The sequence below is a fragment of the Trichothermofontia sp. genome (genome assembly GCF_053493415.1).
In genome coordinates this window covers 1-13,321 of record NZ_JBRCAD010000062.1, presented here as the reverse complement: position 1 = coordinate 13,321, position 13,321 = coordinate 1, and the positions used below count along the sequence as shown (strand labels likewise).

Here is a 13,321-nt window from a genome sequence, read left to right as displayed (position 1 = left end):
TATTATAGGCACCTCAAAAAATACTACCTTCCGCAATTGTTCCCACGTAATCATAAGGGGTCGGGGGAACGCTTCAATTAATCGAGGTTCCCTATGATCTGAGTCCTTCCCAGCCTTTGTCACCTGGGTGGGGTAGCGACAATTGGCTCAAGCTACTTGTCCATCGGATGCGAGTGTCCTTCGGTAGATTAAGAAACGCTGTACCTTCCGTAATCCTCTATTTCCTGTTTTGTATTCAGGCATAAATTAAGATCAATGTTTAAGGTAATGATTGTCGAGGATGAGGTTATTGTTGCCCAAACGATCGCAACTATGTTGCGGCAGTTAGGTCACCAGGTAACGGCAATTGTGGCAACTGGTCAGGCTGCGATTCAAAAAGCGGCTGAAACCCGCCCTGATATCGTACTTATGGATATTGTCCTGCGATCGGATGTGGATGGTATCGAGGCAGCGGACTGTATTCGTAAACAATGGGGAATTCCAGTTATTTACCTCACAGCCTATGCTGATGATACGACGCTAGCACGAGCTAAACAAACCCAACCAGTTGGTTATTTGGTTAAACCGATTAATGAACTGAACCTAAAGGTGGCATTAGAAATTGGCTTGGCTCAGCACTATCATGTTCTAGAAAAGCAAACTCCTAACCCTTTAGATGTCTTGTTTACCTGCATGAGTGATGGCGTGATTGCAACGGACCAAGAAGGTTTAGTTACCTTCATGAATCCAGCCGCTGAACAGATGACGGGTTGGTTGCGTGAGGAGGCCCAAGGACAACCCATCACGACGATCCTTCCTTTAGTGCACCAGTTTACCCAGGAACCGATCGCTAACCCAGTCTTAAAAGCAATTCGCGATCGTCAAGTCGTCTATTTACAAGCATATGCAACCCTGATTACCCGCGACGGTAAGCAGTTAACGATCGGCGATAGTGTTAGCCCCCTGCTCGATCAAGGACAGCCGAATGGTGCCGTGCTGGTCTTTTGGGATCTGAGCCAACGTTCCGTAGGATCTAACCTCGCCCCTACGCTGGCTAAAGAGTTAGAACTCAAGCAATTGCACGATCGCTTTACGGATTTAGTTGTCCGTCAATTGCGGACACTCCTAAACACGATTTTATCCTCAACGGGCCTCTTACAACTTTACAGTTCACGTTGGTCAGAAGCCCGCACGGAAGAACACCTAGCTCAGATTGAAACAGCAGTTGAGCAGATGAATCAATTGCTTGAAGCGATTACGTTACTTGCCCAAACGGAAGGCGTTACGCATCCCCTTAAACCAACCCCTCTTATCTTAGAAACCTTTTCTCAAGATCTTTTCAATCTATTGGCACAAGAGTACAAAGGTTCTTCACAACGTATTCAATTCTCTCTCGATCCAGCACTGAAAATAATCCTGTTAGATGAGCGTCTTTTACATTATATTCTGTATAGTCTATTATCTAATGCACTTAAATATTCAGATTCCGATTCGCCCGTACAGTTTGAGATCCTAGCTAATCCAAAAACTCAAACTATTACTTTCCGAATCGAAGACTACGGCAGGGGTATTTCTGTCACCGATCAACCTCGAATATTTGAACCTTTTTATCGAGGTAAAAATGTTGAATCTATCCCTGGCTATGGCTTGGGTCTGGCGATCGTGCAACGTTGTGTTAATCTTCAGGGGGGGGAAATATTTTTTAGTAGTACAGTCGATGTTGGTACAACGTTTATTGTCAATCTTCCTATCCCTAATCCTTCTTCCTATCCCTAATCCTTGAATAATGGCAAATCCGGAGCACCTCGCCCGACTTCAGCAGGGCGTTACCGAGTGGAATCAATGGCGATCGCAGCATCCTACGATTGTTCCGGATCTACGGGGACCCGGGTTGCCAGAGGGGGTTGTGTCTGGATTGCGTACCTTGGTTGTTTACCTGGCCCGACTGACCCAAGTGGGCATGGGGTGTGCGGTGATTGTGGTGTTGCTGTGGAGATTGCAAATGGCGGTTGCTCCGACAGCGGTTGCCGTTCTATTTCTGATTAATCAGTTATTAATTCTCGGATTGGTTGTATTGGCAATTGTGATGCCCCTAGCGATCGTGGGCTGGGCAATCCAGATGATGCTCACCGTGTTGCAGGGCCATGATCTGAACTGCCTGAGTCTGCGGGGGGCAAACTTAAGTCGGGCGAAATTGATGGGGGCCAATCTTGATGGCTTGGACTTGCGAGCGGTGAACTTCTATGCTGCTGATTTGCGCTTTGCTCACCTGCGGAGTACAGATTTACAACAAGCTAATTTAAGTCGTGCCAATCTCTTCCTAACAGATTTACAGGGGGCTAATTTAAGTTATGCTAATCTGCGGCAAGCTTGCCTGATTTGGACTAATTTTGGGAAAGCCAATCTGAAAGGCGCAATGCTAAGTGAAGCGACCTGTTGGTTAGCGAATTTTCGAGAATCCCAATTGGAGCATACAACAATGCCCAATGGTCAAATCCGCGATCGCTAACAGGAACCTCGGTTAATTGAGGTCGGCGATGGAGCCGCCCGTCTCACTGCCTGATCTCTCAACGCCTTCCCCAGAGCAGACCGCCCCCTTCGTAGGGATTCTGATGCAACTGACGCTCTTACCGGAGCCGCAGATGGTTACCCAGGCCAGGGAGGTCATCGCCAGCGTCCAACAAATTCCGCCCAACCTCCCATCTACAGGCGAGATCCTAGAGATAGGCACTACCCTTGCGCAAAAAACCTGGGATTGATATTGATATCGACAGGACGCGGCCCGTGATCGGACTGTAGGGGCGATCGCAGCTGCTGGGGTTGGGCAGGAGACTGGCGATCGTCGGCTTCAAGGCTGGCTCATAGAGTAGTTGCAGCGTTAGAGGCACAGGAGTCCCCTTAACAAAATTGGCAAAATCCTCCCTTACGGACAGAATGGGGAGTAGGATAAATGGTTTATGGTTTAAGGCTCCCCCCCTCTATGGCTCTTGGTTACGTTGCTCTGGTTCTCCACGCGCACTTGCCCTTCGTCCGTCACCCCGAAAGCAGCTACGTGCTAGAAGAAGAATGGTTATATGAAGCGATCGTGGAAACCTATATTCCCCTGCTGAAGGTTTTTGAAGGGCTGCGGCGGGATGGAGTGGATTTCAAGCTGACCATGAGCCTGACACCGCCGCTGGTGTCGATGCTGCGGGACCCCCTTTTACAGGAGCGGTTTGAGCAGTACCTCACCCAATTGCAAACGCTGGCGGCGATGGAGGTGGAGCATAATGCCCACTACGGCCATATTCGCTACCTGGCGGAACACTACTGCACGGAATTTCAAGAGGCCCGTGACCTGTGGGAACGTTACGATCGCGATCTGATTACGGCCTTTAAGCAATTTCTCGACAGCAATAACCTGGAAATTATTACCTGCGGAGCCACACATGGGTATCTGCCCTTAATGAAAATGTATCCCCAGGCCGTGTGGGCACAAATCCAGGTGGCTTGTGAGCACTATACGGAGAATTTTGGTCAGCCGCCCAAGGGCATTTGGCTGCCCGAATGTGCCTACTATGATGGCCTGGAGCGGATGATTGCCGATGCGGGGTTGCGCTATTTCATTATGGATGGACATGGAGTGCTTTATGCCCGTCCCCGCCCGCGCTATGGTTCCTATGCACCCGTGTTTACGGAGGCGGGGGTAGCCGCCTTTGGCCGCGATCATGAGTCATCGCAACAGGTGTGGTCGGCAGACGTGGGCTATCCCGGATCACCGGAATATCGTGAGTTTTATAAGGATCTGGGTTGGGAGGCGGAATACGAGTATATTAAGCCGTTTATTATGCCCAATGGTCAGCGCAAAAATGTGGGCATTAAGTACCACAAGGTCACGGGGCGGGGACTGGGCTTGGGGGATAAGGCACTCTATGATCCCTACTGGGCGCGGGAAAAGGCGGCGGAACATGCGGGGAATTTTATGTTTAACCGCGAGTGCCAAATTCGCCATCTAAGCTCAATTATGGGCCGTCCGCCGATCGTGGTTTCACCCTATGATGCAGAGTTGTTCGGCCATTGGTGGTATGAAGGGCCGTGGTTCCTGGATTATTTCTTCCGTAAGTCTTGGTACGACCAGAAAACCTATGAATTGACCCATTTGGCGGATTATCTACGCCAGAATCCCACGCAACAGGTGTGCCGTCCGGCCCAATCGAGTTGGGGATTTAAGGGGTTCCATGAGTATTGGCTAAATGACAGTAATGCCTGGATTTATCCCCATTTACACAAGGCAACGGAACGGATGATCGCGCTGAGTCAACGGGAACCAGCGGATGAACTCGAATGGCGGGCCTTGAACCAGGCTGCCCGTGAGTTGCTCCTGGCCCAATCCTCTGACTGGGCGTTCATTATGCGCACGGGAACGATGGTGCCCTATGCGGTCCGGCGCACCCAATCCCATTTGAAGCGGTTCACGAAATTATTTGAAGACTTGAATGAGGGCAAGGTGGATTCAGGTTGGCTGGAAAAGGTGGAAACGATCGACAATATTTTCCCCAGTGTGAACTATCGGGTCTATCGTCCGCTATAGCGATCACTATCGAGTATGGGTGACGCACCAGATGTTGTCCGCGATCGCGACGCAGTTCATTGCGCTTGGGTGGCCAAGTCGGGTTAGAAGTGACGTTGACGATATTCCCTGAGGTCTATGCGCAAGTGCAGTAGGTTGCGGTGAAGGAAGACAGGGACCTCGATGAATTCTTGCAAGCTCTCATTGTTGAGAGTTTGGATAACCACTTATCAACGCGACAGATCTTTGCGGCGATCGCGAAGAGTTATCAAGGGCGCTTGCAGGAGGAGGGGAAGCGGGGTCAGTGGCGGGAAGAGGTTTTGCGGGATTTGCGGGAGCTTCGAGAGCAAGTGGCGGATGAACTTTATCCAAACTGACTTTTTGGCATTTGACACGAATGAATTTGTGATTGCACTGCGTGGATCTTCGGCTCTCAGAAAACAGGCATTTTATTAGTGAACTGGATGATTTACCATTGTTCGTGCTAACTAGCAGGAGGTAGTCGAGGTTTTGAGATGACTTTTTGAAGAAGATTGCAGATGACTTTGATCTAACCAAATGAGAGAAAGGCTTCTTTCTACAGCCGTTCCCTCTCTCATGAAATACGGTCAAGCCGTACAGACAAGGGGCTTAAGCCCCTTGTCTGTACCTCACCAGGTATGGAAGTGCTGTATGCACTCAGTATTCTCGGCCCAAAATATCTAAAATGTCTCCCCTCTGCCTTACTGGACAAGGATTCCAGGTTCGGCCATATTATGGATAACTTGGCATTGCATCAGGAGAACTGCTATTGTCAAGGCGGCGCTGCTCTCTAGAAAAGCGGCTCCCTAGGAAAGTGGAGGATCGCAACGGGAGTAGCTGTTGTCAATCACCGCAGTGATTATGAAATTGGGTAGTCAATATCTTGGTAATGATCAATGTCAATTTACAGTGTGGGCGCCCCAGCGCGAAACGGTAGCTGTCCATCTTCTAGATGCTGGTGATTCGTTGGCATGGCCGAGCGATCGCCTGATCCCGATGCACCAGGACGATCGCGGTTACTGGCAGGTGACAACTCGCGCCCAACCCGGCACCCTGTATCGTTACCAACTGGATCGCGAGCTTGAACGACCCGATCCCGCCTCCCAGTGGCAGCCGCAGGGGGTACATGGGCCTTCCTGTGTGGTTGATCCCGCCTTTAGGTGGCAGGATGCGGACTGGCGGGGGATTCCCCTCGCCCAGATGGTGATTTATGAGTTGCATGTGGGTACCTTTACGCCAGCGGGAACATTTGCGGCAATCATTGACCGTTTGCCAGATTTACTTGACCTGGGAATTAACACGATCGAACTGATGCCTGTGGCCCAATACCCAGGCGATCGCAATTGGGGGTATGACGGGGTGTATCCCTATGCCGTGCAAGACTCCTACGGAGGGCCAGTGGGTCTGAAAACCCTGGTCAATGCCTGTCATCAAGCCGGGATCGCGGTGATTTTGGATGTGGTCTATAACCACCTGGGACCGGAGGGGAATTATCTCTGGGATTATGGTCCCTACTTCACCGAGAAATACAAAACCCCCTGGGGCAGTGCGGTCAATTTTGACGATGCTGACAGCGATGAAGTGCGGCAGTATTTTCTCGAAAATGCCTTGTACTGGCTGGGTGACTTTCATATTGATGCCCTGCGTTTGGATGCTGTGCATGCAATTTATGACTTTAGTGCCCAGCCGTTTTTGCAGGAATTAGCCGATCGTGTGGCAGCCCTCGCTAATACCACCTATCAACGCTATTTAATTGCTGAAAGTGATCTGAATGATACCCGTGTCATTCGGCCTAAATCGAGTGGGGGATGGGGCCATGATGCCCAGTGGTGTGATGATTTTCACCATGCCTTGCATAGTCTTCTGACGGGAGAACGATCGGGCTATTACCTGGATTTTGGCAGCATTGAACACCTGGCCCAAGCCTACCGACGGGGGTATGTTTATGCGGGGGAATATTCAGCCCATCGGCGGCGACGGCATGGCAATGATCCCCGTAATTGTGCGGCGGAACAATTTGTGGTCTGTTGTCAAAATCACGATCAGGTGGGCAATCGCCTCGCTGGTGAACGCTTATCTCACCTGGTAGACTTTGAGAGATTGAAGCTGGCCGCCGGGGCGACGTTGTTATCACCGTTTGTGCCCATGTTGTTTATGGGTGAGGAGTATGGGGAAACGGCTCCCTTTCTCTATTTCGTCAGTCATGGCGATGAGAATTTGATTGCCGCCGTGCGCCAAGGTCGGGCCGAGGAATTTAAGTCGTTTCACTGGCAAGGGGAGGTGCCTGATCCCCAAAGCGTTGAGGTTTTCCAACAATCAAAATTGGACGAGTCGCGATCGCGGCAAGGACAACCGAGCGTCCTGCGATCGTTCTATAAACAGTTAATTCAACTACGGCGGACGGTGCCTGCCCTTGCTAACCTGGACACGCGTTCCCAGACCGTTGTCGCCCTGCCGGACCAGCCTGGACTTTGGCTGCATCGTTGGGCTGCGGCTAACCAGGTGTTGCTTTACCTGAATTTTGCCCCAAGGGCACTGACGTTTGCAGCCCCCAGACCACCGGGTTCCTGGCAGTGCCTGCTCGATTCGGCGGATCGCCAATGGGCGGGAACCGGCGCGATCGCCCCGTCTAGGCTTCAGGACGCCGCTACCGTCACGCTTGCCCCCCACAGTGTGGTGCTCTATCAGGCATAACGCCAACCGCTATTAGGCCCCAGTTGTTATCCTAAACACACAAGGAACAATCCCAGACCCTCTGCCGGCAACGGCATCATTCCCTGCTTGTTTGACGTTTCGTTTGAACCATCACTATGTTACGCATCCCTGTTGCCACCTATCGCCTTCAATTTAACCTTGACTTTACCTTCAAAGATGCCCAGGCAATTATTCCCTATCTGGCTGAATTAGGCATTTCCGATATTTACGCCTCGCCAATTCTTAAGGCTCGTAGTGGTAGCGGGCATGGCTATGATGTTGTTGATCCCGATCAGATTAATCCAGAACTAGGGACCCCGGAAGAGTTTGCCATGCTCATGAAGACGGTCCATGAACATGGATTAGGCTGGTTACAGGATATTGTACCCAACCACATGGCCTTTAGTAGCCAAAACCTGATTCTTGTTGACGTACTCGAAAATGGGCCAGAGTCCCAGTATCGGAACTTTTTTGATATTAACTGGGAGCATCCCTACGCAGATATGCGAGGGCGATTACTTGCTCCTTTTTTAGGCAAATTTTATGGTGACTGTCTTGAAAGTGGTGAACTAGAGCTGCAATATGATATCCACGGCTTCTCAATTAACTACTATCACCAAAAGCTTCCCCTAAAAATTGAAACCTATACCCAGGTCCTTACCCATGACCTCGATCGCCTGCGACGGCAACTCAGCCGTAATGATCCTAACTTTGTCAAACTGCTGGGCGTTCTCTATGCCCTGCGCTATATGCCATCCCTAGCGGAGGGTGAGGAGCGCTATGAGCAAATTGCCTTTATTAAGCGAATGCTGTGGGAAGTTTGGCACGAAAGTGAGGTCATTCGTGATTTCATTCAGGAAAATATTGCTATTTTTAATGGCCAAATTGGTAAGCCGGAAAGCTATAATCTTCTGGATAATCTCGTAGCTGATCAATACTTCCGATTATCCTATTGGAAGGTGGGTAATGAAGAATTGAACTATCGCCGATTCTTCACGGTCAATGATCTCATTTCGTTGCGGGTTGAGCGGGAGGAGGTCTTCGACAAGATCCACGCCCTCACCCTTAGTCTGGTAGCTAATAAGCAGATCACAGGGTTGCGCATTGATCATATTGATGGTCTCTATGATCCAACCGCATACCTAAACCGTTTGCGAGAAGGAGCTGAAGATGCCTATATTGTAGTCGAGAAGATTCTCGAAGGTCACGAGAGTTTGCCTGTGAATTGGCCGGTCCAGGGCACGACTGGCTATGATTTTCTGAATCAGGTGAATGGCCTTTTCTGCCAACTGGCTTCGGAAGAGCCGTTGACTAATATTTACTATCGCTTTACTGGAAATCCAGAGACTTGCGAAGGCTCGATCGCGCAAAAAACAAGATTTGTCGAGGATTTGATTGACCAGAAGAAACGCCTGATTATTGACAAACACATGGCAGGAGATATTGACAACCTGGCCTATCTGCTCAAGGAGTTATCCAATCGCTATCGCTATGCTAGTGACTTTACGATTTATGGCCTAAAGGCAGCGCTGATCGAAATTTTGGCAGTTTTCCCGGTGTATCGAACCTATATCAATAGCGACGGGGCAAGTCTTGCTGATCAGGAAATTATTCAACGGGTATTGGCTAAAGCCAAGGCAAATATTCCCAACTTTTTGAATGAACTCAGTTTTTTGGAAAAGTTCCTGTTGGGCAAGTTTGATGACTCCCTATCGGAAGATGACCAGCAGGCGTGGTTGCACTTCCTCATGCGTCTACAGCAATTTACCGGTCCCCTCATGGCTAAGGGGGTTGAGGATACGGTGCTGTATATTTACAATCGCCTGTTATCGCTAAATGAGGTGGGTTCCGATCCGAGTCAGTTTGGGGTATCACCCGATGCCTTCCATGCGTTTAATCAGGATCGCGCTGAATATTGGCCCCATGCTATGTCGGCAACGTCTACCCATGATACAAAACGGGGAGAAGATGTGCGTGCCCGTCTCAATGTGTTATCGGAAATCCCTGAGGAGTGGGAGCAGTATCTACATATTTTTCAGCAGGCTAATGCAGCCTATAAGACGGAGATTGATGGTCGGGATGTGCCCGATCGCAATGATGAATATTTTCTTTATCAAACCCTGTTGGGAACCTTCCCTTTTGATCCTGTGGACTACGCGGCCTATACCCAGCGTATTCAAGACTATCTTATCAAGGCCATTCGTGAAGCCAAGGTCTATACGGCTTGGTTGAAACCGGATAGCAGCTACGAAGCGGGGGTTACCCAGTTCGCCCAAGAGATTCTCAAACAATTGGCGACAAATGAAGAAACCCCATTTGTCACTGCTTTTCGTGAGTTTTTACCCAAACTTCAACACTTTGGTATTTTGAATTCCCTGTCCCAAGTTTTGCTGAAAGCGACCGTGCCGGGGGTGCCTGATTTTTACCAGGGAACGGAATTATGGGAGCTGAATCTGGTTGATCCGGATAACCGTCGTCCAGTCAATTTTGAAAAGCGGTTGGCCTGGTTACAGGATCTTCGCAAGCGGGGGGGCGATGCCCGTGGGAGCAATCCGGAAGGACAGCGGGCTACCCTGATTGCTGATTTATTGGCCACACCTGCCGATGGTCGGATTAAGCTCTTTTTGATGCACCAGGCCCTCAAGGCACGACATCTCTATCAGGAGACTTTCCAGCGGGGTGAGTACGAGAGGTTGAAAATTCTGGGTAGTCTTAAGGAGCATGTCATTGCCTTTGCTCGCCGCTGGGATCACACGATCGCGATCACGATCGTGCCCCGTTTGCTCACTTCGTTGCTAAAGGTGGGAGAATATCCGCTGGGTGAGCACGTTTGGCAGGAAACCCGGATTTGTCTGCCGTTGGGGTTGGCTTCTAGCTGGCGAAATCTGATTACCGGCCAGGTGGTTGAGTGTGAGGAAACGATCTGGCTGCGTGAGGCTTTGACGGATTTTCCGGTAGCGTTGTTGGTGTGTGAGGCGCCCCCGGAGGGGGAGAAAAAACCGGAGGCCGATCCTGGATTGGGGATTTAAGGTGCTTCTGAATCCCTCAGGCACGCAGGGCACAAAGGAACACGAAGAGGGGGGGATTATCTCGGCGGCTGGGTGGTTTTTATAGCCATCGTCATTTGGGTTAGGACAAGGGGCTTAAGCCCCTTGTTGATCACAGCCTTGGAAATGTCCTAATGAGCGTGACTACCGCTATAGGTAGGGAGAAATCGATGGTCAATGTTCCTCAACCTACGGCACCGATGTCAGCGATCGCACCGCCTGCACAAGGCTGGCAGGGTTTGCTCGACCTCCACTTTAGCCAGCGTCAGGGGGAAACGTACCTACGCCAAGAACGACTTCAGGCTCCGCTCAAGATCCAACGGCCTTTTTTCCCAGAAGGACCCGGTGTCTGCCATTGCGTGGCGTTGCATACGGCAGGGGGGATTGTCGGGGGCGATCGCTTGACCCAAACCCTGAGCTTAGATGCCCAAACCCAAGTCTTGCTGACGACAGCGGCAGCAACGAAGGTCTATGCCAGTGAGGCCCGCACGGCTTCTCAGGATATCCAGCTCACGATCGGGGCAGCGGCTTGTTTGGAATGGTTGCCCCAGGAGACGATCGCGTTTCAAGGTGCCCACTATCGCCAAAGGTTGCGGGTGGATCTGGCTCCCGGTGCCCGCTGGTTGGGGTGGGAGTTGACACGCTTTGGGCGCAGTGCGCGGGGGGAGGAATTTGTCGAAGGGGACTGGCGATCGCACACGGAAGTCTGGCAAGGGGAGGTACCGCTGTGGCTCGATCGGCAGTGGCTACCGGGCAATACTACCGTTTTCCATAGCCCGCATGGTTTGGCCAGTCAACCAGTGGTAGGGACCTTTGCGTTTATTGGTCAAGCCGTAGACTTAGCATTGCTGGCACAAATCCGGACCCTGGCGGAAACCCTCCAGATGCAAGCGCATACGGGCGTCTCGCGATTACCCCAGGGCTTGTGTTGTCGCTATCGGGGGGCATCGGTGGCGATGGCCAGACAGTGGTTTGTGGCCATTTGGCAGGTGTTGCGCCCTTGGTATCTGGGACGGGCGATCGTCATCCCACGGGTATGGCCAGGGTGAGCCTCAACTATGGCCAATCAACAATGCTGGAGAATCTACTGAAACTACACGACACAAGCCTTTCCCCTGGCTGTCGTCAATGCCTCTGGCGATTGACACTGCCCTCCCCTAGCTGAGGGAAAAACCTTCCTGTCCAAGATTGTTGATTGCCATCAATACTAAAGTACTATAGTATAAAAATATTGATATTGCCTAAGGACTTAGGTAGGGATTGACGGCAAGGGAAGGATGCAAGCGAACGATCGGGTGTTAGTCGCGATCATGAATAATCAGGCCGACTGGGCGATCGCACGGGATCAGCATTGGTACCGAATTCCAGTCACGAGCGTGAAGCAGTCCATGCAACGGAATTGGCCACCCGCCTGGATCGCGTTCTATCACACCAAGGTCTTCGGCAGTGAGGCGTATCGGGTGCAGTACTATGCCCCGGTATTGCGAACACCAGTGGTATCGCGATCGCAGCTTTTCCCGGCAGAGCCAGTCAATGCGAAAACCCAGAAAACGTATTATCAGGTCTTGATGGGTCCTTTAAGGCGATTACCGGCCCCAATCTTGAGTCGGCGGTGGCGGCGGATTAATTTTATCCCCACGATCGGTGCGAAGTTTATGCAAGCAATGGAAATCAACGATTTGTACCATGAAAGTCCACTAGAGGATCGCCTCTGGGTTGCATTAAAACGGCGACAAATTCAAGCGGAGCGGCAGGAACTTGTTACTATTCATCGGCGCAAATATGCGTTAGATTTTGCGATTTACTGTCAGTTGGGTAAGATCGATGTCGAAACCGATGGGGATACTTGGCACGCCAATCCGCAACAGGCCGAAAAGGATCGCTTACGGGACAATGCCTTAACCACAGAGGGCTGGCGGATCTTACGGTTTGGCTCCCAGCAGGTGTGGGAACAGGCAGGAGAATATTGTGTGAACACGATCGCGAAAAATATCGAGCAGTTGGGGGGAGTGCAAACGCCCCAACAAAACCCAACAAAAAAGGACAGGTGAGGGCTAGCCTTCCTGTCCTGTTGAACGAATTCCGCAGTGTAGGTTTAGAACTGGAACTTCCTAGACGAAGTTCATGCGTGAGAAGAGACTGTCATTGGGGGCGATATCCTTGAGGACGGCGATCAATTCATCTTCTTCATCCCAAACGCCGGGGGTGGAGCCGTCGTCGATATAGATGCCGGTGCCCCCTGGTAAGCCGTTGGGGCTAAAGTTCAGCAGGTAAGGCACGCCGCCTTTGAGTTGCAGCCGATCTTGGGAGGCGTTGAAGTCTTCGATCAGGGCATAGTCGCCATAGCCGGCACCGGGACCAATATTGTTGTAGTAGACGGTGTTAGTCGTGCCCAAGACGAACAGGTTTGCGCCTTCACCCCCGACGAGGGTGTCGATTTCACCGACGGATTCCCGATCGCGCCCAACCCCATCCAGGGTATCGTCGCCCAGGTCGCCGCTGAGGTAGTCATCACCGCGATCGCCGAGCAATGAGTCATTGCCTTTACCGCCGTAAAGGGTGTCATCGCCATCGCCACCGCGCACGGTATCATCACCCAGATCGCCCCGCAAGAAATCGTGGCCCCGCTCACCGTTGATAAAGTCGTTATCTTTACCGCCGTAAACGGTATCATCCCCATCACCGCCATAGAGACGATCGTCGCCTTGGTTGCCGAACAATTTGTCGCTACCGTTGCCGCCGATCAGGAGATCGCGACCTTCGCGACCGAGGATGGTATCGTTACCGCCCGCACCGTCGATCGTGTCATCGAAGGGACCGCCATAGATGAATTCGGGTGCTTCGGTGCCCCTAAAGTTATTGCTGGTGGTGGTGGACAGGTAGATGGGCGGGAGCGCACCGCCGGGAGGTGGCTCGATCGTCGGGGTGAGGGCCGGGGGCACAAAGGGCGGCGGGAAAATTGGGAAGGTGGGCGTCCCGCCAGGAGGCGGAGTACCAGGAGGGCCGGGAATACCGGGAATACCGGGAGGGC

General features: G+C 51.5%; 10 protein-coding genes. 9 read left to right on the top strand and 1 reads right to left on the bottom strand.

Going from position 1 to position 13,321, the window contains the following annotated elements:
* Nucleotides 1–255: 255 nt before the first annotated feature.
* The 9 genes from ACWIUF_RS05465 (at nucleotide 256) to ACWIUF_RS05425 (ending at nucleotide 12,341) form a co-directional block, all read left to right on the top strand.
* Complete coding sequence (locus ACWIUF_RS05465; protein ID WP_448571270.1) at nucleotides 256–1,755, top strand: ATP-binding protein; 1,500 nt, start codon at nucleotides 256–258, stop codon at nucleotides 1,753–1,755.
* A 10-nt stretch (nucleotides 1,756–1,765) separates the two neighbouring features.
* Nucleotides 1,766–2,488, top strand: coding sequence for a pentapeptide repeat-containing protein (locus ACWIUF_RS05460; protein ID WP_448571268.1), 723 nt, complete (start codon nucleotides 1,766–1,768; stop codon nucleotides 2,486–2,488).
* Between the two features lie 28 nt (nucleotides 2,489–2,516).
* Nucleotides 2,517–2,738 carry a hypothetical protein gene (locus tag ACWIUF_RS05455; protein WP_448571266.1) on the top strand — a complete coding sequence of 74 codons (222 nt, stop codon included), beginning with the start codon at nucleotides 2,517–2,519 and terminating at the stop codon, nucleotides 2,736–2,738.
* A gap of 221 nt (nucleotides 2,739–2,959) precedes the next feature.
* Nucleotides 2,960–4,549, top strand: a complete 1,590-nt coding sequence (locus ACWIUF_RS05450; RefSeq protein ID WP_448571264.1) for a glycoside hydrolase family 57 protein — start codon at nucleotides 2,960–2,962, stop codon at nucleotides 4,547–4,549.
* 140 nt (nucleotides 4,550–4,689) lie between these two features.
* Entirely contained in the window at nucleotides 4,690–4,905 is a 216-nt protein-coding gene (locus ACWIUF_RS05445) for a hypothetical protein (RefSeq protein ID WP_448571262.1), read from the top strand.
* A gap of 505 nt (nucleotides 4,906–5,410) precedes the next feature.
* Nucleotides 5,411–7,243, top strand: coding sequence for a malto-oligosyltrehalose trehalohydrolase (gene treZ, locus ACWIUF_RS05440; RefSeq protein ID WP_448571261.1), 1,833 nt, complete (start codon nucleotides 5,411–5,413; stop codon nucleotides 7,241–7,243).
* 116 nt (nucleotides 7,244–7,359) lie between these two features.
* Nucleotides 7,360–10,272 (top strand): malto-oligosyltrehalose synthase, encoded by a 2,913-nt coding sequence (gene treY / locus ACWIUF_RS05435; RefSeq protein ID WP_448571260.1) that lies wholly within the window; start codon nucleotides 7,360–7,362, stop codon nucleotides 10,270–10,272.
* 188 nt (nucleotides 10,273–10,460) lie between these two features.
* The gene (locus ACWIUF_RS05430) at nucleotides 10,461–11,339 is read left to right on the top strand and encodes an urease accessory protein UreD (RefSeq protein WP_448571258.1); all 879 of its coding nucleotides are present in this window, start codon (nucleotides 10,461–10,463) and stop codon (nucleotides 11,337–11,339) included.
* Nucleotides 11,340–11,567: 228 nt separating this feature from the next.
* Complete coding sequence (locus ACWIUF_RS05425; protein WP_448571256.1) at nucleotides 11,568–12,341, top strand: endonuclease domain-containing protein; 774 nt, start codon at nucleotides 11,568–11,570, stop codon at nucleotides 12,339–12,341.
* Between the two features lie 60 nt (nucleotides 12,342–12,401).
* Here the strand turns inward: ACWIUF_RS05425 and ACWIUF_RS05420 are convergent.
* On the bottom strand, nucleotides 12,402–13,321 hold a 920-nt coding region (locus tag ACWIUF_RS05420), incomplete at its 5' end, for a calcium-binding protein (protein WP_448571255.1).